General features: G+C 41.6%; 20 protein-coding genes. 11 read left to right on the forward strand and 9 right to left on the reverse strand.

All coding sequences use genetic code 11. The features are described 5' to 3' along the window. Positions 1 to 46 precede the first annotated feature (46 nt). Entirely contained in the window at positions 47 to 217 is a 171-nt protein-coding gene (gene psb34, locus L6494_RS05160) for a photosystem II assembly protein Psb34 (protein ID WP_237991801.1), read from the reverse strand. Positions 218 to 355: 138 nt separating this feature from the next. Beyond that, a complete protein-coding gene (gene phnF / locus L6494_RS05165; protein WP_237991803.1) occupies positions 356 to 1,072 on the reverse strand; it encodes a phosphonate metabolism transcriptional regulator PhnF in 717 nt (238 codons plus the stop codon). A gap of 118 nt (positions 1,073 to 1,190) precedes the next feature. On the opposite strand from phnF, the gene phnG reads away from it, so the two are divergent. From phnG to phnM, 10 genes are all read left to right on the forward strand, one after another. Further along, positions 1,191 to 1,649, forward strand: a complete 459-nt coding sequence (phnG, locus tag L6494_RS05170; RefSeq protein ID WP_237991814.1) for a phosphonate C-P lyase system protein PhnG — start codon at positions 1,191 to 1,193, stop codon at positions 1,647 to 1,649. A gap of 94 nt (positions 1,650 to 1,743) precedes the next feature. Next, positions 1,744 to 2,346, forward strand: coding sequence for a phosphonate C-P lyase system protein PhnH (gene phnH, locus L6494_RS05175; RefSeq protein ID WP_237991823.1), 603 nt, complete (start codon positions 1,744 to 1,746; stop codon positions 2,344 to 2,346). Further along, the gene (locus L6494_RS05180; RefSeq protein ID WP_237991825.1) at positions 2,336 to 2,788 is read left to right on the forward strand and encodes a GNAT family N-acetyltransferase; all 453 of its coding nucleotides are present in this window, start codon (positions 2,336 to 2,338) and stop codon (positions 2,786 to 2,788) included. The genes phnH and L6494_RS05180 overlap by 11 nt, the downstream gene beginning before the upstream one ends. Before the next feature lie 316 nt (positions 2,789 to 3,104). After that, complete coding sequence (locus L6494_RS05185) at positions 3,105 to 4,265, forward strand: carbon-phosphorus lyase complex subunit PhnI (protein WP_237991834.1); 1,161 nt, start codon at positions 3,105 to 3,107, stop codon at positions 4,263 to 4,265. Between the two features lie 68 nt (positions 4,266 to 4,333). Beyond that, complete coding sequence (locus L6494_RS05190) at positions 4,334 to 5,542, forward strand: alpha-D-ribose 1-methylphosphonate 5-triphosphate diphosphatase (RefSeq protein WP_237991836.1); 1,209 nt, start codon at positions 4,334 to 4,336, stop codon at positions 5,540 to 5,542. Positions 5,543 to 5,562: 20 nt separating this feature from the next. Then, positions 5,563 to 6,126 (forward strand): phosphonate degradation HD-domain oxygenase, encoded by a 564-nt coding sequence (locus tag L6494_RS05195; RefSeq protein ID WP_237991845.1) that lies wholly within the window; start codon positions 5,563 to 5,565, stop codon positions 6,124 to 6,126. A gap of 222 nt (positions 6,127 to 6,348) precedes the next feature. Further along, on the forward strand, positions 6,349 to 7,212 hold the full coding sequence (locus L6494_RS05200) for an alpha-D-ribose 1-methylphosphonate 5-phosphate C-P-lyase PhnJ (protein ID WP_237991848.1): 864 nt from the start codon (positions 6,349 to 6,351) through the stop codon (positions 7,210 to 7,212). Continuing rightward, on the forward strand, positions 7,209 to 7,979 hold the full coding sequence (phnK, locus tag L6494_RS05205) for a phosphonate C-P lyase system protein PhnK (protein WP_237991858.1): 771 nt from the start codon (positions 7,209 to 7,211) through the stop codon (positions 7,977 to 7,979). The genes L6494_RS05200 and phnK overlap by 4 nt, the downstream gene beginning before the upstream one ends. A gap of 246 nt (positions 7,980 to 8,225) precedes the next feature. Next, a complete protein-coding gene (gene phnL / locus L6494_RS05210; RefSeq protein ID WP_237991868.1) occupies positions 8,226 to 8,951 on the forward strand; it encodes a phosphonate C-P lyase system protein PhnL in 726 nt (241 codons plus the stop codon). A gap of 31 nt (positions 8,952 to 8,982) precedes the next feature. After that, entirely contained in the window at positions 8,983 to 10,119 is a 1,137-nt protein-coding gene (phnM, locus tag L6494_RS05215; RefSeq protein ID WP_237991870.1) for a phosphonate metabolism protein PhnM, read from the forward strand. 38 nt (positions 10,120 to 10,157) lie between these two features. On the opposite strand, the gene L6494_RS05220 is transcribed toward phnM, so the two are convergent. From L6494_RS05220 to L6494_RS05250, 7 genes are all read right to left on the reverse strand, one after another. Continuing rightward, a complete protein-coding gene (locus tag L6494_RS05220) occupies positions 10,158 to 10,427 on the reverse strand; it encodes a DUF7219 family protein (RefSeq protein ID WP_237991873.1) in 270 nt (89 codons plus the stop codon). Positions 10,428 to 10,689: 262 nt separating this feature from the next. Then, complete coding sequence (locus L6494_RS05225; protein WP_237995831.1) at positions 10,690 to 13,623, reverse strand: hybrid sensor histidine kinase/response regulator; 2,934 nt, start codon at positions 13,621 to 13,623, stop codon at positions 10,690 to 10,692. 89 nt (positions 13,624 to 13,712) lie between these two features. Further along, positions 13,713 to 15,956, reverse strand: coding sequence for a methyl-accepting chemotaxis protein (locus L6494_RS05230; protein ID WP_237991882.1), 2,244 nt, complete (start codon positions 15,954 to 15,956; stop codon positions 13,713 to 13,715). Between the two features lie 64 nt (positions 15,957 to 16,020). Beyond that, positions 16,021 to 16,518 carry a chemotaxis protein CheW gene (locus L6494_RS05235; protein WP_237991884.1) on the reverse strand — a complete coding sequence of 166 codons (498 nt, stop codon included), beginning with the start codon at positions 16,516 to 16,518 and terminating at the stop codon, positions 16,021 to 16,023. Between the two features lie 4 nt (positions 16,519 to 16,522). After that, a complete protein-coding gene (locus L6494_RS05240; RefSeq protein WP_237991895.1) occupies positions 16,523 to 16,900 on the reverse strand; it encodes a response regulator in 378 nt (125 codons plus the stop codon). Between the two features lie 60 nt (positions 16,901 to 16,960). Beyond that, the gene (locus L6494_RS05245) at positions 16,961 to 18,010 is read right to left on the reverse strand and encodes a response regulator (RefSeq protein ID WP_237991907.1); all 1,050 of its coding nucleotides are present in this window, start codon (positions 18,008 to 18,010) and stop codon (positions 16,961 to 16,963) included. A 518-nt stretch (positions 18,011 to 18,528) separates the two neighbouring features. Continuing rightward, complete coding sequence (locus L6494_RS05250) at positions 18,529 to 18,834, reverse strand: endonuclease domain-containing protein (protein ID WP_237991908.1); 306 nt, start codon at positions 18,832 to 18,834, stop codon at positions 18,529 to 18,531. Positions 18,835 to 18,937: 103 nt separating this feature from the next. Here L6494_RS05250 and L6494_RS05255 point away from each other — a divergent pair, with 103 nt between their 5' ends. Further along, on the forward strand, positions 18,938 to 19,114 hold the full coding sequence (locus tag L6494_RS05255; protein ID WP_237991910.1) for a hypothetical protein: 177 nt from the start codon (positions 18,938 to 18,940) through the stop codon (positions 19,112 to 19,114). Positions 19,115 to 19,203 lie beyond the last annotated feature (89 nt).

Consider the following 19,203-nt stretch of genomic DNA (forward strand, 5'->3'; position numbering starts at 1 on the left):
AAGTTCAAATGACGATGAATGATACCGATACAGAAACCTAAAAATATTAGCTAATACCCAATGCAACCAAAACTAGAGTTGTGACAAGCAATGTAGCAAACGCACCCTGCAAAGCATATTGACGTTGTTGCTCTTTGTTGGGGTAGGTAGCGTAGTACATTTTGGGTTCATTAGCGTAGTTATTTAAAACGCCTGCTTCGTTAATGGTTGTGTACATAATGTTTTCCTGTATTTGTTACTTTATGTAAACTAATTTAACAATATTGTTACAAAAAGTCAATAGAGATTGACAAAAATAGTGAATAAGTGTAATCAGAATTACTTATGTTGGAGAATTTTCTGAGGGGATAGGCGATCAGTCATTTTCAAAAAATAACTCCATGCGATCGCCTCGCAGTCGCGTTACACCATATTCAATCACGTGACCGGCTTGATCAACGTTGACTGATTCGGCTAACAAGATGGGTTGATTGAGGGGTAGTTGTAGCCACTTTGCATCATGAGGCTGGACTAGACGAGCAGAAACGCAGGTACTACGGCGTATATGGTCACATCCATATATCTGTTGTAAAAACTGAGATATTGATTGCTGTGCTTGCAAAATCTTGATATTTTTCGGCTCTAAGAAATCTGGGAATCGCTTCAGGGGAAAATATCCAGTACCTACACTAATGGGTTCTTCATCCGCTAAACCTAAACGCTCAATTAACGCTACCGGCTCACCGTAAGCAATCTCTAATCCTTGAGCAACAGCATCATCGGCAGGTACTTCTAAAACACGTAATAGTTGAAACCTCGCTTGCCAACCCTGCGCTTTCAGCGTTTGGTTGTAACGCACACGCTTACCAATAGCATAGCGGATGGTTTTAGCCGCTACAAAAGTACCGCGTCCCCTGTCAACTCGTAACAATCCTTCATTTTTGAGGAGAGCGATCGCCTGTCTGAGAGTATGGCGATTCACTGCAAACTGTTCCGCTAACTTGCTTTCGGTTGGTAGTTGTTCCCCAATCTGATACATCCCTTGATGAATGTGTTGTCTCAGTTGGTCAGCAATCTGGGCATAAATAGGCATTATTTCTTTCCTGTATCAATATTAGATTGTCAACTTGTCAAAATTGCGTTAATCTACTCTCATCTAGATGTCTAGACAAGTTAAGAATAGTTTAAAACAAAATACTACAAACTGACTTATGCCTACTGTGATGCAGCGACAAGCATGGATGGCAACATTAGCGAAAGCCGAGTTAGAGCTATTAGAAAAACTGGTAAATAAATTAGGCAATTTGCCCAAATATAGCTTTTTACGTTCCCCAGAGATTGGTCTAGCAATGGTGCGGGGACGCGCTGGGGGTACGGGACAAGCATTTAACTTGGGAGAAATAACCATGACTCGCTGTGTTGTGCAGTTAGAGAGCCAAGGAGAAGAAGCAATACCTGGATTTGGTTATATCGCCGGGCGATCGCACCGTCATGCAGAACTAGCTGCTGTTTGTGATGCGTTATTACAAATCCCAAATTGGCACGATCAAATTCAGGCTGAAATCATTCAACCCTTGCAAGCAGAATACCAAAAGCAGCAGGAACTCAAGCAGCGTCAAGCAGCCGCCACTCAGGTCAATTTCTTCACGATGGTGAGGGGGGAAGGGTGAATCAATTCGTAATTCGTAATTCGTAATTCGCAATTCATAATTCGTAATTCGCAATTCGCAATTCTTCAAAATTCAAAAATTGGATTATTGATTAATGTCAAATATAGTTACACATTTACCTGGCTTACAAGACCCAATCCATGATGCCCAACAGACGTTTCGGGCGTTGTTAGATGCTAATGCTCGACCGGGGACAGCTTATCAGATAAATGCTGAAATGAGTGTACCTTTAGGTTTAACGCCTGCTTGTGGGGCTGCTTGTTTGACGTTGCTGGATTTGGATGTTGTTGTATGGCTACAGCCGAGTTTTGACACTGAGGTTAGGGCTTGGTTGTTGTTCCATTCTGGCTGTCGCTTTACGCAGTATCCAGAGGAAGCTGACTTTGCCTTAATTCAAGATTTAACAGCGTTGCCAGAGTTATCTATTTTTAACTGGGGGACAGCAGAAAAACCAGAAGCCTCGACAACTCTATTGGTACAGGTAGAAAGTTTTGAAATGGGTCAATCTGTTTTGTTAACAGGTGCAGGAATTTTAGAGCAGCAAGCGATCGCTCCTACGCTTTCCCTTGATTTTTGGGACTTCTGGATGCAAAATCACCAACTGTATCCACAAGGTTTAGATATATTTTTATTTACAGAAAATTCAGTAATGGGACTACCACGCACAGCAAAGCCAGAGATATACCATGAATCTTGATATTCGTATTGCTAGCCGTGATGATTGGCCTGTATTAAATGAGCTTTATGCTGACATGGATGATGAGTCAGTTTTACCAAGCGATCGCGCAGAAAAAATCCTGACAGAAATCGCACAAGTTCCTAACTACCACATTTATATTACTTGTTTAAATCAGCAACCTGTAGGTACTTTTAGCCTTCTTTATGTGCCGACAATGATGCACCGAGGTTATCACAAATTTGCAGTTTTAGACGCAGTGACAGTCATTGCTCAAATGCGGGGACAGGGGATTGGTAGCCAAATGGTAAAAACCGCGTTGCAAATCAGTGCTGAGGCTGGATGTTATAAAGTCACACTCTCTTCCAATTTAAAACGCGATTCTGCCCATCAATTCTATCAATCACTAGGCTTCGAGCAGCACGGCTGGAGTTTTAAATGCGTAATCCAACCAAGTCAGTAAAGCAAAAATTGTGGAAATAAAAAATAAATAATGGAAACCTAAAAACCCGATTAAAGCCTAACTTACGCCGTGTGCAAATTTCTCTCAAACCTAACCCCCAACCCCTTCCCTACAAGGGAAGGGGAGCAAGATTTAAAGCCTCTCTCCTTGCAGGGGAAAGGTACTCTACGAGAAGAGCTTCGCTCTATGGAGAGGGGGTTCAAAAATAAGTTGCACATCGCGTTAACTTTCTAAATCAAAAATTACGTAGCTTGCTTCTCGCTTTGCGAGTATTACGAATTACGAATTACGAATTACGAATTACGAATTAAAAATCATGCCATACGTTGCAGTCAAAGGTGGGGAACAGGCAATTCAAAATGCAGAAGCACTGCTGCAAAACCGACGCAGAGGTGATCCTGCTATTCCTGAATTGAGTCTAGACCAGATTGAACAACAACTGACCCTAGCAGTAGAAAGGGTGATGTGTGAGGGTAGTTTATATGACCGAGAATTAGCAGCCCTGGCTATTAAACAATCTTGGGGTGATTTAGTCGAAGCGATTTTCTTATTACGCGCCTATCGGACAACACTACCCCGCTTTTACTACAGCCAGCCCTTAGACACCAGCAAAATGCAAATTCAACGCCGCATTTCTGCCATCTTTAAAGATGTACCAGGAGGGCAAAGGTTAGGGACTACCTTCGACTACATCCACCGCCTACTAGACTTTAAGTTGATAGCAGAAGGACAAGTTCCTACAGCACCAGAAGCAGAAGCAATTACAGAACCAGTTCCCCGTGTAATTGACACTTTAGATCGTGAAGGATTGATGCAAGCAGAAGAGCAGGGGAGCAGAGGGGCAGGGGGCAGGGGGCAGGGGGCAGGGGAAGAATTTTTCAATAATCCCCAGTCAACAGTCAACAGTCAACAGTCAACTATCAACAGTCCCCAACCCTTTGATTTAACTCGCCAACCATTGACTTTTCCTGCTGGACGGGATGCGAGACTGCAAAATCTAGTGCGTGCAGATGAGGGTTTTCTGCTGTCTCTGGCGTATTCTACACAACGAGGTTACGGCAGAAACCATCCTTTTGCGGGTGAGATTCGCATGGGGGAGGTTGAGGTGGTGATTTGTCCAGAAGAATTGGGATTTGAAATTGCGATCGCAGATATTACCGTTACTGAAGTGCAAATGGTTAATCAGTTTAAAGGTAGTAAAGAATTACCTGCTCAGTTTACCCGTGGCTATGGACTTACCTTCGGTTACAACGAACGTAAAGCCATGTCGATGGCGTTAGTAGATAGAGCAATGCGAGCGGAGGAATTAGGGGAAACTGTTGAAGGCCCAGCCCAAAGTGTGGAGTTTGTACTTTCCCACTCCGACAATGTGGAAGCCCAAGGTTTTGTCCAACATCTCAAACTTCCACACTACATAGACTTTCAATCTGAGTTAAATTTGGTGCGAAAAATTCGACAGCAGCAGAACAATTCGTAATTCGTAATGGGCTGCGCCCCGCTACGCTAACGTAATTCGTAATTTAGAAATTTAGATGGTGTAAGTAAGTGACAACAACACAAAATATTCAAATATTGTCAAACCTGACTAATACAAAAATTGCTATTCAAGGAGTAAGTGTATTAACTCCTGATGGTTGGGTTGAGGATGCTACGGTTTTAATTGAGGATGGGCAATTTATTAAGATTGATCAGGTAATTAGTCCTGATGGATTTCATTTGGTGAATGCTCAAGGACTCCAGATGTTACCAGGAATTATTGATTTACATGGTGATGCTTTTGAGAGGATGATTTGTCCTCGTCCGGGAGTTAATTTTCCTTTACCAATAGCGATCGCCGATAATGACCGTAATCTCTTAGCATCTGGTATCACTACTTTTTATTGCTCAATCACTGACTCTTATGAACCAGGGTTACGCAGCCGTGATTCTGCCCGTGCTTTAATTGAGTTCATCTTAGGGACGGGTAAACAAGTTTTAAATTGCAATCATCGTATTCATATTAGACATGAAGAGGCAAATATAGCAGAACATCAAGAGTTGTGTGATTGGATGGTATCCGGTCGCGTGCATCTTTTGTCTATCAACGATCACTTACCACCCCCAGGGAATGAAAAGAGATTGAGCCGCTATCTCAATAGTGTGAAGCAAAGATCATCTATGTCTATAGAGGAGATTGAAGAGTTAATCAATCAAGTCACAGCACGACGACATGAAGGAGATCCACAAATCAAAGAACTGGTGGATTTAGCCCATACATACAGTATTCCTCTGGCTTCTCATGATGATGATAGCTCTGAAAAGGTCGCACTTAGTCAGCAACGGCGAGTAGCGATCGCAGAATTTCCGGCGACTGTAGACTTAGCTGCTCAATCTCGTGAATATGGTGCAGCAGTCCTCATGGGTGCGCCTAACTTAGTGCGTGGTGGTTCTCACTTAGGTTTGATGAGTGTAGCTGAGGCGGTGAAACATAACGTTATCGATTGTCTCTGCTCAGATTATCATTACCCTTCCTTGTTTTACGCCCCCTTCAAACTTCAAGAATTAGGCTTAATGTCCTTTGAACAAGCATGGTCATTAGTTTCCAGCCGACCAGCAGAAGCAGCCGGAATTAGCGATCGCAAAGGTAAAATCGCTCCAGGTTTAGACGCTGATTTCCTATTGATATCTCCTGATAATTCGTTACCATCGGCGATTACTGCGATTTCATCTGTATATGTAGCCGGACAAGAAGTCGCTCACTATCAAATTCTCTAGACTTTTCCCAATCCCCAACAATGAAACCTACTATCGAAAGCATTATTAACCTATTCACCGAAAAAGGTTCTCAATTGTATGGTGCAGAAGCCGTCAGCCAGCTAGAACACGCCTTGCAATGTGCTAGCCTCGCTGAAAAATCAGGTCAAAGCCATGAATTGATTACGGCTTGTCTACTCCATGATTTAGGACATTTAATTCATGACTTGGGTGATAATCCAGCGACCAAAGGTATAGATGATCAACATGAACATCGAGCCATACCATTACTACGAAAGATGTTCAGTCCAGCAGTCACAGAACCAATTAGGCTTCATGTCACAGCCAAACGCTATCTTTGCTCAGTCATTCCTGAATATTGGGATAGTCTCTCAGCCGCATCCAAACGCAGCTTAGAACTACAAGGAGGTATATTTTCCCCAGAACAAGCAGAGCAATTCATTGAGCAACCCTACGCCCAAGATGCAGTGCAGTTAAGGATTTTTGACGATAAAGCTAAAATCCCAAATCTACCAACACCTGATTTAAATCACTTCATCCAATTTATGACCGCCTCCTTAATATCCCTAATCCCTAGCCAGTAGTGGCGTAGCAAGCCTTAAATGTTGCAAAAAAATTGTAGGTTGGGTTGACGTAAGGAAACCCAACACCAACATCTATATTGAGTTTCCGAGATCAATGTTGGGTTGCGCTCCGCTTAACCCAACCTACATTTAATGTACTATTTTAGCCTTGCCACGCCAGTAGAGTGTGTTAAGCCGCAGGCTAACGCACCGCACCAGATTCTCTTCCATATCGCAATCGAAATGAATATTTCGCCCCAATCCCCAGAAACAGGCTTTAACTTCGCCTACCTAGACGAGCAAACAAAGCGTTCCATTCGCCGCGCCTTACTCAAAGCCGTAGCGATTCCAGGACATCAAGTTCCCTTTTCTTCCAGAGAAATGCCTATGTCTTACGGCTGGGGTACTGGTGGGATTCAGGTGACGGCTGCTGTAATTGGTCAAACTGATGTCTTGAAAGTCATTGACCAAGGTGCAGACGACACTACAAACGCTGTAAATATTCGTCGCTTTTTCAAAAAAGTTTGTGGAGTCAAGACAACAGAACGCACACAGGAAGCAACTTTAATTCAGACTCGCCATCGCATACCTGAAACACCATTACAGGAAGGACAAATTCTAGTTTACCAAGTACCAATTCCCGAACCCTTGCGCTGGCTAGAACCATCATCTGTAGAGACAGGCAAAATGCACGCCTTAGAAGAATATGGGGCTATGTACGTCAAGCTTTACGAAGACATCACCACTCATGGACACATTGCCACATCCTACGACTATCCGGTAATGGTGCATGACCGTTATTTGATGAGTCCCAGTCCCATCCCGCGCTTTGATAACCCCAAAATGAATATGAGTCCAGCCTTGCAATTATTTGGTGCAGGGAGAGAAAAACGCATATATGCAATTCCACCCTACACCAAAGTCAGAAGCCTCGACTTTGAAGATCATCCCTTCACCGTCGAAAAATGGGATAAAGCCTGCGAGTTATGCGGTTCTACAGAAAGCTATTTAGATGAGGTAGTCATTGACGACCAAGGTGGGCGAATGTGGATTTGCTCTGATACAGATTTTTGTAATAATTCAAAATTTAAAATTTACAGCCGATGAAGCCTCTTTTACAGGTTCACCAATTGAGTAAATCTTACGGTGCAATTAAAGCTTGCGATCGCATTTCGTTTAATCTTTATCCTGGACAAGTTCTTGGCATTGTGGGAGAATCCGGTTCGGGTAAGTCTACTTTGCTGAGTTCTATTGCTAATCACATTACTGTTGATCAAGGTAATGTTACTTATAATAATCGTAGTGATGAAGACATAGAAGTTTTTCAACTTGCGGAAGCTAAACGACGTTTATTAATGCGAACAGAGTGGGGTTTTGTCCAACAAAATCCCCGTGATGGTTTGCGAATGCGGGTGAGTGCGGGAGCAAATATCGGTGAACGCCTTCTAGATATTGGGGTGCGGCACTACGGCAATATTCGGGATGAAGCCGCCCACTGGCTACAACAAGTAGAAATTGACCCAGCACGGATAGATAATCTGCCAATCCAATTTTCGGGAGGGATGCAACAAAGATTACAACTCGCCCGTGTGTTAGTAACGCGTCCTCGGTTGATTTTGATGGACGAACCAACAGGTGGGTTAGATGTCTCAGTACAAGCCAGGTTATTGGATTTATTGCGATCGCTTGTCCGCAATTTTAATCTCAGTGTCATCATAGTCACCCACGATATCGGCGTAGTGAGGCTACTAGCACACAGATTAATAGTCATGCAACAAGGACAAGTAGTGGAATCAGGTTTAACTGATCAAGTGCTTGATGATCCACAACATCCATACACCCAACTATTAGTCAGCGCAGCTTTAACACCATGATGAGTTGTGAGTGCTGAGTGCTGAGTGCTGAGTGCTAAGTATTGAGTGTTGAGTGTTGAGTTATTAGTTAACGCCGTGTGCAACTTTCTCTCTAACCTAACCCCCAACCCCTTCCCTACAAGGGAAGGGGAGCAAGATTTAAAGCCTCTCTCCTTGTAGGGGAAAGGTTTGGAGAGGGGTTTTATTATTTTTTCTCCTCTGTCACCTGTCACCTATCACCTATCACCTGTCACCTAACCTTTAACCATGCAATCATTAACTCTTAACCATCAACTAGTACACTTTCCTAACCAAGCACTTTTGCAAGTGGAAAACTTACGAAAAACTTTTACTCTGCATCAACAAGGAGGAATACAGCTATCAGTTTTAGAAGCAATATCTTTGACAGTTAATGCTGGAGAATGTATCGCTCTTTCTGGAGAATCTGGTACTGGTAAATCTACATTTATGCGTTGTTTATATGCTAATTATCGCGTTGATAGTGGTTCAGTTTGGGTAAAGCATGAGGAATCTTGGCTTGATTTATGTCAACTCGCGCCCCACGAAATTTTAGCAGTGCGACAAAAAACTATAGGATACGTCAGCCAGTTTTTAAGAGTCATTCCCAGAGTACCAGCCTTAGACGTTGCCGCCGAACCACTGTTGGAATTAGGCGTAAATATAGATGTTGCCTATAACAAAGTTAAAGACTTATTTCGTCGTCTCAACCTCTCAGAAAGACTATGGAATATTTCCCCCACTACCTTTTCTGGAGGCGAAAAACAACGGGTAAATATTACTCGTGCATTAGCAGTTGATTATCCAATTTTGCTACTAGATGAACCAACATCAGCCCTAGATGCTACCAATCGTCAAATAGTTATTGAACTATTACAAGAGCGAAAAAATCAAGGTTGTTCATTAATTGGAATTTTTCATGATGAAGAAGTGCGATCGCAACTCTGTAACCGTGAATTAATTTTTAACAGGTGACAGGTGATAGATTGAAAAATTACGAATTATTATGAGCGAGCAAATTTATACTAACTATCGTCTGCAACTACCAGATCAAGAAATTCTGGGTACTTTGTTAGTACGAGATGGATTGATTGCTGATATTCAACCAGGGATTGTGAGTCAGGGTCAAAATGGTGAGGGAGATTATCTTTTACCAGGATTGATTGAGTTACACACCGATAATCTCGAACGCTGTATGTCTCCCCGTCCGGGTATTCGCTGGCCTTTAGCAGCCGCAGCCGTTTATCATGACCGAGATTTAGCCAGCGCGGGAGTCACAACAGTCTGTGATGCGATCGCAATTGGGGATGTAGCAGCTGGTTCTCCTCGCTTATCTAACTATGCGCCGATGATTGATGTCATCTCCCAAGGACAAGCAGCCGGACGCTTTTGTGTGGAACATCGCCTGCATTTACGCTGTGAACTGGCTTATGAACAGGTGTATGAAATTACAGCACAGTATACAAATCATCCTCTGTTGTCAATGATTTCATTGATGGATCACACCCCTGGCCAACGCCAGTTTATCAGGTTGGACAAGTTTAAAGAATATTACATGGGTAAACACGGTGTGACGGCTGACCAAATTGACGAGTTTATTTTGATTCGTCAGCAAAAACAAGAAATATATGCTCAAAAAAATCGTACAGCTTTAGTAGAACTTGCCAAAACTCAAGGTATTTCTTTAGCTAGTCATGATGATGCTACTGTAGAACACGTCCAAGAAGCAGTGCAAGATGGAGTAGTCTTAGCTGAGTTCCCCACTACCTTAGAAGCAGCTAAAGCAGCACACAGCTTAGGGTTACAAGTTTTGATGGGTGCGCCTAATTTAGTCTTGGGTGGTTCTCACTCTGGTAATGTTTCCGCAATGGAACTGGTGTTACATAATTTAGTGGATGTGATTTCTTCTGATTACGTTCCTCAAAGTCTATTGCAATCCATCTGGATTATCGCCCATAAGACTGGCAAGCCTATTTACCAAGCTATGGAATTATTTACTAGTAACCCAGCTAAAGCCATTAATGTATTTAGCGATCGCGGTAGTCTAGAGATAGGCAAAAGAGCCGATTTGATCACTGTTCATGATGATGGTATCGTACCCCGCCTGAGTGCAACTATCTGCGGAGGCGATCGCGTCGCTTAATTCATCTCCAGATGAACCTCGTCATGACGAATGAAGAATTACGAACTAGAAACATCATCCATCAAGCCAACTTCGAGTTGCTTTTTCGCTGCTTTTAACTGTTTCCAAAGAATTTTAATTTCATGGTAAGCCTCTTGGGGTGACATTTTACCATTAGTCTGCAAATTACTGATATAACTCACCCGTTGAGCAAACTCTTGAAGATTGGCGTTAAACACTAAATACTCTGGCTTGAATTGACCATAATAACAACTACGGGGATATAGAAAGTCAGAGAGGTTAGAGAGAAAATCTGATTGTTCTGACATTTTTACTCATACCTTTTATTAGTTTCAAGCCAGACTCAAGAATGACCAACTGTGTTGGGGATAATTTTATATCAAATTAATAAAAAAAAATGTATTTTGGGTGACGTTTTTCTGAAATATATATAGCATTTCCTAATCACATGAGGTATATTATAGCCTCCTCCCTGCTTGCGGGGAGGGGGTTGGGGGTGGGGTTCTTGTACCTCACTAAAGCGATAACCGCCATAGCACTCCTATTTGATTTATGATTGCTATTTTAATTTCAACTAGAAGTTAATTGTTCTGCAACCTGAGCAATAATTTCCTCTAACGTGCGGAGTAATTCTTGCTCGTTGTAAGGTTTAGAAAAATAAGCTCTCGCCCCCAATTGCATAGCTAATTGTCGGTGCTTATCACTACTACGAGATGTCAACATCATTACGGGGATATGTTTAGTTGTGGTGCTAGAGTTAATTTTATCTAAGAAACCATAACCATCAAGACGGGGCATTTCAATATCACAAATCACACCTTGGACTTGTAAACCATCAGTTAACTTTTCCCAAGCATCTTGACCGTCTTTGGCTTGCTCTACTTGATACCCTCCTTTTTCTAGGGTGAGTGCTAAGAAACGGCGGACATTAATGGAGTCATCAATGATTAAAATTGTACCTTTCGACTGAATAGCGGGTGCTGGTGTTTTACCACTATTAAAAAACAGAAATGGTGTTTTTAACCTAGCTGATGGTAATTGATGGTTTTTGGGGGTACGCTGATCATTGGCAATCCAATACAGCAACTCATTGGTATTAACTAAAGATACTACCCGCCCATCACCCAAAATTGTGCAGTTACTAAAACCTGTGGGTAGGGGTATATTGCCCTCAACTTGGCGAATCGCAACTTCTTGCTCACCCCAGCACCTATCTACTTCGATGGCGACTGGTTGATTTCCTGGGATGATTAACACACTAGTAGCATTAATGGCGGGGGGTGTTTCTAGTTCTGGGCTATCGTAGCGTGGGCAGTTAAACTCTAGATAGTTACCTAGGCGAATTAATGGCAGTGTAGACCCTTGCCAGTTGATGACTTCACTACCGGAGGTGGAGATAATTTGCTCGGTTTGCAGTAAAAACAGTTCGGCTACGACATCGGTAGGAAATGCCAAGAGCATTTTATTGCTTTCTACTAACAGCACTCGCGCCATAGATAGGGTAAATGGCACAGATAAGGTAAAAGTTGTACCAACGCCTGCTTCTGTATCAACTTTGATATCGCCACGCACTAATTTAAGGTTGTTACGAACTACGTCCATCCCCACACCGCGACCAGATAAGGCTGTAACTTGGTCGGAGGTGCTGAACCCTGGTTCAAAGATGAGTGATAATAGTTCTTCGTCGGTAGCGTGAACAAGTAAAGCTTCATCTATTCCCATCCCCATAGCGCGGGTGCGAATTTTCTCTACAGGAATACCTCGACCATCATCACGCATGGTAATGATGGTGCGATTACTTTGGTGAGTGGCGGTAATTTCAATTAATCCTTGTTCTGGTTTACCCACGGCGCGGCGGGTGGTTGGTTCTTCGATACCATGATCGAAGGCGTTTCTTAAAAGGTGCATTAAAGGATCATTTAATGCTTCTAAAATGCTGCGTTCGATTAAGGTATCGCCGCCTCTGACGTGTAGCTGGACATTTTTACCGTATTCAACATTTAAGTCGCGGATGGCTCTGGGGAAACGTTCCACTAAATCCGAGATGGGACGCATTCGGATGTGGTTGAGTTTGGTTTGTAATTGTTTTGATGTTTTATTGAGTTTGCGGGTAATTTGGTCTGTGTCGTCAACGCTGAGTTGAATATCTGTGGCAACTTCTTGCACTTGGACAATGGTTTCCATGACGACTTGCGATCGCAAGTTTAATTCAGTATGGGGATTTTCTTCATTCTGGGCTAAGGACTGACTAACAGAGATAAAATTCCTGGCAGATGTTTGATTATATGCTGTCCGCAACTCCTGATTTTCTCGCTCTAGAGTCCGCACGCGCTGATTTAAATTACGCACTAGTTTACGTAGTTTTTCTAGTTGGGAATTTAGTCCGTTACGCTGGACAATTAATTCTCCAAATAAATCATTGATTTTTTCTAATTGCTTGCTAGGAACTCGGACTGAATTTTCTTGTTGATGTTCGCGGTCTTTGTCGCTTGGGGATTGGGGACTGGGGACTGGCGACTGGCGACTGGGGACTGTTTCTGCTTTTTCAGCAAATATTGTGTTTATTTCGGCAAAATCAACTGTTGTTAGTTCATGATTAATATTTTCATTGTTGTAAGCTAACCCAGCATTAATAAATTCTGTGGCTGGGGTGTCATATTCTGGAACTTCATCAATATTTGTATAAATTGGGGGTGGGATTTCGGCTGGCTGAGGTGCTGATGCTAACTCATCTAAATCTAGGGTTGTAGGTAAATTATCTCGTTGATGAGTTAAGACCAAAGCTTGCGATCGCCGCCATGCTTTTAAGGCTAATTGGGCAATTGACCAGATGCGATGACCTGATGCGTTTTCTATATGATATTTAATAGATTCACAAAGCTGGGTAAAAGCGGTGAGTTGCAACATTTCCCCCAACCCGCCTAATTCTACCGCCATAGTTGCGACTTCTGACTGCAAGCCTGGCTGGGATTGTTCGGCTAAAAGTGATTGCAGACGCTGTAAATATTCATCTACTTCAGTTTCAAACAGCAGGGGAATAATATCTTGCCCCTCATCTGTAGATAAGATGGTAGCGGCATCTTCTGGGGTAGGGTCGCCCAGGCGATCGTGTAATTCATCAAAAACAGGATAACAAAAAGTTGTTAACCACTGTTCTTCTATAGTATTTCCTTCTGCTAGTAATGCCACAATTTGCCGCAACCAATCTACAGCAGTAAGTAGAGAACTTTGTAATTGGGTGTCAATTGCTAAGGAATTTTTACTAGTTTTTAAAACTTTAAAAGAATCTTCTAAACGATGGGCTAAATCACTCAAAGCCCGAAAACCCATCATCGCTGCGCCCCCTTTAATCGAGTGAGCAGCCCTTAAAGCTCCATTGATTTTATCTAAATCAATCCGGTGATAAATATCAATTTCTAATAACACCACTTCGAGGGTATTAATGTAATCTGTTGCTTCTTCCAGAAATTGCATCTGGATTTCTAATTCTTTATCTTTTGACATAATTATATTAATTCGTAATTCGTAATTAAGATTGGGCATTAGATTTTTTCCCCTGCCCCCTGCTCCCTGCTCCCTACCCCCTCTACCGTCTAACTCACTTTAAAAGTCCCAACGGTTTCTTGTAACTGGTGGGAAATTTCTACGGTTTGTTGCAGAGATTGGGCAACTAAATGAGAAGAATCGCTGGTGCGTTGTGACACAGCCGCAACATCTTGCATTAGTTGGCTGACTCTTTGTGATGTTTGTACCTGGGATGCAGTAGCTGTAGAAATTGACTTAATTAAAAAGTCAATTTGCTGCGATACATCTAAAATTTGGCTCAGGCTTTGCTTGGCTTCTTCGACAATTTGCGTACCTTCTCCTACTTGAGTAGTGCCAATTTCCATTGCTTTGACTACTTCGCTGGTTTCCCGTTGGATGTTCTCTACAATATATTCAATTTCTTGGGTGGCTGAGGCACTTCTGGCGGCTAATTCGCCGATTTCTTCAGCGACGACAGCAAAACCTTGGCCTTCTTCCCCAGCACGGGCGGCTTCAATACCGGCATTAATTGCTAGTAAGTTGGTTTGGGTGGCGATTTGGTTAATGATGGAGACTACACGAGAAATTTGTTGCGAAGATTCCCCTAAGCGTCTAACTTTCCGGGATGTTTCACCGACGGTTTCCCGCAAAGATAGGATGTTCTGTACTGTTAAATCCATTGCTTGTCCGCTTTTGGTGGCGGTGTTGGCTGCGTGGTTAGCCACAATTGCAGCCTGTTCTGCGCTGGCGGCTACAGCCTGCATGGAATAAGTCATGTTGTCAACAGCATCAAGAGTACGGTTGATTTGTTCTGCTTGAGTCAGGGCTGCTTCTGCTAGTTGGTGAATTGCGCCTTCATTAGAACCAATGGCTGTATTTAATTGACTAGCAGCTTGTTTAACTTGGGTGACAATATCCCGGAGGTTTTCGACAATAGAGTTGAAAAAGTCGGCAACAGTGCCTATTTCGCCTGCTGTCACGTCGGCGCGGACTGTCAAGTCACCTCTAGCTGCACCTTCTACATTACTCAGCAGTTCTAAGAGTTGTATTTGTAGTGCTTCTTGCCCTTCGCTACTAAAGTTGTGGGCTATAACTGTCTTTTGCTTGGATAAAATCTGCAAATGTTCTCCTACTTGGTTAACATTGGCTGCTAAAAGTCCTAATTCGTCGGCGGTGGTCACTTCTACACGGGTGTTGAATTCCCCATGACTCAGCTTTGTTAAGGCGGCATTCGCTTTGTAGAGTTGCTGTGTGGTACGCTTGGCTAACCAAACTGCGATCGCACCTACAAGACCAGCTGTGATCACTGTGCCAATGGCTATTGTCCACAATAATTGTCTTTGGGGCTGCCACAAAATGTCTGCATTTGTGGTTAATAAAACTTGCCAGTTGAGGTTAGGTAAACCTTCTAGTCGTGGTGATGGTACGTAACTATAAAGTTTTCCATCTGTGATTAAACTATCGGTTTTTTGATAAGCTAGAAGTGGCGATAAATCAGGATAAGCTGTTTTTATTTGTTTACCTAATAATTCCTTATCTGGACTGAGAAATACTTTGCCTGACGGGTCAAGTAAACTGTATGTATGCCCATTAGCGACGTAATTTTTCATCGCTGCTTCTAAAGATTTTATCGGCATCCGCACGCGAACTACAGCAATTGTTTCATCGGTGACTGTATCTTTAACTGGTGCAGCTATGTAAATATTTGTTGTTTCCGGTTGACTAATAACCGGAGTATTTCTTTGTAGAGTTGTTTGAAAATAATTCTGATATCTTTCCGTATCTAAGGGTTCACCTGTAGATTGGAGAATTACCTTACCTTCAATATCAAATACAGCTATGCTGTCATAGTTTTGATTAATCTGGAGAATTTGATTAAGCAGTGCTTGCTTTTCTGTATCAGTGGTGATGTTCCTCACCCTAGAATTAGTCAGAAATGGTAATTTAGCGAGAGTTTGAATATCGTGATAACGTTCTAAAATATATCGGTTAACTGTATTAGCTAAACCCGTGGCTTGGGTTTGTTGCGCGTTGGTGACTTGCTGGGTAATGGATTTATTAAAGAGATTATAGGCGATCGCGCCGATAGTAAATACAGGTAGAGTCCCAAGTGCGATCGCTAAAATTACCCCTTTTGTTCTCAAACTCAATCGTTGCACATAATTAACTAAATTCTCTAAAGAATTACGACTTGTTTGAGGATTAATCACATTTGGCAGTTTAACTATACTAGTTGTATTTTTTTGATTGACAATAAATGGTTGATTATTTTGAGAATCTCCACTATTAGCCATGTCAGTTTTATGAAACATAAATTAATTTTCCTAACTATTTAAAGAGAACACAAACCAATTTTTGATTTATAGCAACTAACCGCTATTTATACAAAACTGCTGAATTAACAATCGCCTGGGCATCTAATACTAAAAACACTTCTTCTTGTTGTGCCACGCAACCCTGTAAATAAGGAACTAAACTAGATGCTACCTGACCTATAGGAGAATGAATTTCATCTGGCATAAATTTAGTTATGCCTTTAATTTCTTGCACCACTAATCCTAAAATTAGTGATTCCACCTTAATCACAACAACGTTATATTGCCGCAGCCTATTATCTAAGGATTCTAAATTGAGTAATCTTGGCAAATCAACAGTCCAAATAATGCGGCTGCGCCAATTCATTAAGCCTAAAATACAGGCAGGCATATTTGGCATAGGAGTTATAGTATCAACAGGTAAAATTACTGCTTCTTGTGTATGAGTCATTGCTAAAATAGCAGATGTCTGTTGATTTAGTTGAAACTTCAGATAAGTATCTCCTAATTTATTTTGATGCTGATTTGTCGCCAAGATAGCTTGAGAATTATTTTTCATCGATTTAAATCACCACTGATTTAATAGCACGCAACAAAAGTTCACGGGTGTATGGCTTAGTTATATACTCACTAGCACCTTGTTTCATTGCCCATAAACGATCAATTGCTTGATTTTTAGAACTGCAAATAACTATCGGTACTTTTGCCGTAATGGGGTTTCTTTTTAGAGAACGACATAATTCAAACCCACTCATTCCCGGCATAACTACATCAGTCACAATCACATCTGGCTTTTGTTCTAAAGCTTTTTCTATGCCTTCTTTTGCCCCAGAAGCCTTAATTACGTTGTAACCACTTTCTTGAAGATAGTGGCTCATCAATTCTAATTCACTGGGCGAATCTTCTACAATTAAAATTGTTACTACTAAAGTCAAACTCACTGTTAAATCTCCTTAAATAATCACCTGTCACCTGTCACCTGTCCCCTGTCCCCTTCTTCCCTACCCAAGATGTTTAAACACAATTTTCAACAATTCTGATTGATTAAACGGTTTTGTTAAATAACCTGAAGACCTGACCATTTTAGCTTTTGCTCTGTCAATAAATCCTGTTCTGCCAGTCACCATAATGATTGGTGTATTTTTAAAAGCTGAATGTCTTCGCAATAAAGAACATAACTCATAACCATCTAAATTTGGCATTTCTACATCTAATAAAATTAAATCCGGCTTACATCGGAGAATTTGCATCAAAGCCTTGACCGGATCATTGATAGTCACCACGGCAAATACATTTTCATCTAAAAAACTTTTAATAGAATTTAATACTGTTTGACTATCATCTATACAGGCAATAGTATATAAACTTCTTCGCACTAACCGAGGGCTATCAACTGGATCTAAATTATTTGATTTAGGTACTGTTTGACTATTTGGTTGCTGCGGCTGAGTTTGTGGTGGTTTATTTGTAGGTACAACCGGAGAACTTCCCGCACTATTAGATGTAGATGGAATGCGTTGTCGATTTCTTAACTGCCTTTGACAGTGTTCAACTAATACACGTAAGTCTAAATAACAAAATTTTGGTAGTTCTTCCCACGCAGTTTCAGGATAAAATTCATAGCTTCCTTCTTTTAAAACTAGAAATGATTCCAGCACTTCTTTAGCTAATTCTTCTATGAGAATTGCTGCTTGTTTGGAAGTAATATAGTCTTGATTGACTAACCAGCAAATCGCTTGGTAATCAGCATAAGCTAAAGACTGACTTTCATCTTGGGGTTCAAACATCAAGCGCATTTGCACACGAGTCCCACTGTTGAGATGAGGAATTTTTTGACTCAAGTGCCGCAGGTGACTATCAAGACGATCAAATAGCTTATCTGAATATGAGGCATAGGTAAGTTTACCTTGCTCTAGATTAATTGTCCAAAAAGCTATGTCTGTAAATATGCGTAAACATCCAGTAGCATGGCGACTAGTTAGCTGTGCTAATAAAGATATGGGATGTAGTTTCTGGATTAACCTGTAGCTACTTATAGGAGTTGTGTTCATGTTTTCTTTACTTCAGCTAAATTTGTTTAGCAGTTTTACCACAATTCCTATCAAGGATCAGTTAATAGTTTTTTGTAATCTTACATACAAATTTTTGAACCCAAGACTTGTGGTTAAACCCCATGAAAATCATGCGTAAGCTATTGTTGCTGTAGTTACTTGTACTTAAATTAATAGGCACTGAGTAGGATTAAGTCAACAAAAGGTAAAGACTCTAAAGAATCACATACCTTATGAGTAACTTTTAATTCATAAACACTGAAATAATAATGCAAAATTAACAGAATTTAACTTAGCGTTGGTCAGTATTTACACTTAAAAAATTTCTAATTAACTTAATTCAGGCTGATTTTTAAAATTACTTCCGTAAAATTACGGCACTTTTCTAGAAAATCCCTGAAAATTACCTCAACTGCTGCTGCTGCAATTGTGCATATAGTTCCCTATTTGCAAGCGGATATTATTGCATGATTAAAATTCAACGGGCTATTTGCTGTATTGGGTTTTGAAGGGTAATACTAACTCTGCAACATAGCTACAATCTTTGCCAACGCACCATCAATTGCATTCAAAATATCCTCATTTCTCAAACGTACCACCAGCAAACCCAAACTTTCCAAAAATTCCTGGCGGATAGCGTCTTCCTCTTGGGTATAGTCGTGAATCTCACCATCCACCTCCACAACTAAACCTGCTTCCCTACAATAAAAATCTACAATAAAGCGGTCAATTGCGTGTTGACGGCGAAACTTTAACCCTAAAAGTTGTTTGGATCTCAAATTTTGCCATAGTTTTTCTTCTGCAAGTGTAGGTTCACGCCGCATCTGTCGCCCCAGTGGCTTGAGTTTCTCCCAGAGGGGTGGCGAAGTTTGCCAAGATACCCCACCCCCTAGCCCCCTCCCCGCAAGCGAGGAGGGGGAAGAAGAGGTGGAGGAAGAGGAGGTGGAGGAAGACGAGGGGGGGGAAGACGAGGGGGGGGAAGACGAGGGGGGGGAAGACGAGGTGAGGGAAGAAGAGTTGAGGGAAGAAGAGTTGAGGGAAGAAGAGTTGAGGGAAGAAGAGTTGAGGGAAGAAGAGTTGAGGGAAGAAGAGGGGAAAGAATAAAAGGGGGGATTTGGGTGTTGATCTTGGGACATTTAGTTACACTTTGCTGCTAGTCTTTCCTTATTTTTCCCAGAATGAAATTAAGTCAG

The organism is Nostoc sp. UHCC 0870, assembly GCF_022063185.1.
In the GTDB taxonomy this organism is placed as follows: Bacteria; Cyanobacteriota; Cyanobacteriia; order Cyanobacteriales; family Nostocaceae; genus Trichormus.

Coding starts and splice junctions, on each gene's coding strand:
- phnK (WP_237991858.1), top strand. CDS start 7,209: ATGAAGCCTCTTTTACAGGTTCACCAATTGAGTAAATCTTACGGTGCA.
- L6494_RS05235 (WP_237991884.1), bottom strand. CDS start 16,518: ATGAAAAATAATTCTCAAGCTATCTTGGCGACAAATCAGCATCAAAAT.
- L6494_RS05200 (WP_237991848.1), top strand. CDS start 6,349: ATGAATATTTCGCCCCAATCCCCAGAAACAGGCTTTAACTTCGCCTAC.
- phnG (WP_237991814.1), top strand. CDS start 1,191: ATGCCTACTGTGATGCAGCGACAAGCATGGATGGCAACATTAGCGAAA.
- phnM (WP_237991870.1), top strand. CDS start 8,983: ATGAGCGAGCAAATTTATACTAACTATCGTCTGCAACTACCAGATCAA.
- phnF (WP_237991803.1), bottom strand. CDS start 1,072: ATGCCTATTTATGCCCAGATTGCTGACCAACTGAGACAACACATTCAT.
- phnH (WP_237991823.1), top strand. CDS start 1,744: ATGTCAAATATAGTTACACATTTACCTGGCTTACAAGACCCAATCCAT.
- L6494_RS05185 (WP_237991834.1), top strand. CDS start 3,105: ATGCCATACGTTGCAGTCAAAGGTGGGGAACAGGCAATTCAAAATGCA.
- phnL (WP_237991868.1), top strand. CDS start 8,226: ATGCAATCATTAACTCTTAACCATCAACTAGTACACTTTCCTAACCAA.
- L6494_RS05220 (WP_237991873.1), bottom strand. CDS start 10,427: ATGTCAGAACAATCAGATTTTCTCTCTAACCTCTCTGACTTTCTATAT.
- L6494_RS05180 (WP_237991825.1), top strand. CDS start 2,336: ATGAATCTTGATATTCGTATTGCTAGCCGTGATGATTGGCCTGTATTA.
- L6494_RS05230 (WP_237991882.1), bottom strand. CDS start 15,956: ATGTTTCATAAAACTGACATGGCTAATAGTGGAGATTCTCAAAATAAT.
- psb34 (WP_237991801.1), bottom strand. CDS start 217: ATGTACACAACCATTAACGAAGCAGGCGTTTTAAATAACTACGCTAAT.
- L6494_RS05250 (WP_237991908.1), bottom strand. CDS start 18,834: ATGCGGCGTGAACCTACACTTGCAGAAGAAAAACTATGGCAAAATTTG.
- L6494_RS05225 (WP_237995831.1), bottom strand. CDS start 13,623: ATGTCAAAAGATAAAGAATTAGAAATCCAGATGCAATTTCTGGAAGAA.
- L6494_RS05245 (WP_237991907.1), bottom strand. CDS start 18,010: ATGAACACAACTCCTATAAGTAGCTACAGGTTAATCCAGAAACTACAT.
- L6494_RS05195 (WP_237991845.1), top strand. CDS start 5,563: ATGAAACCTACTATCGAAAGCATTATTAACCTATTCACCGAAAAAGGT.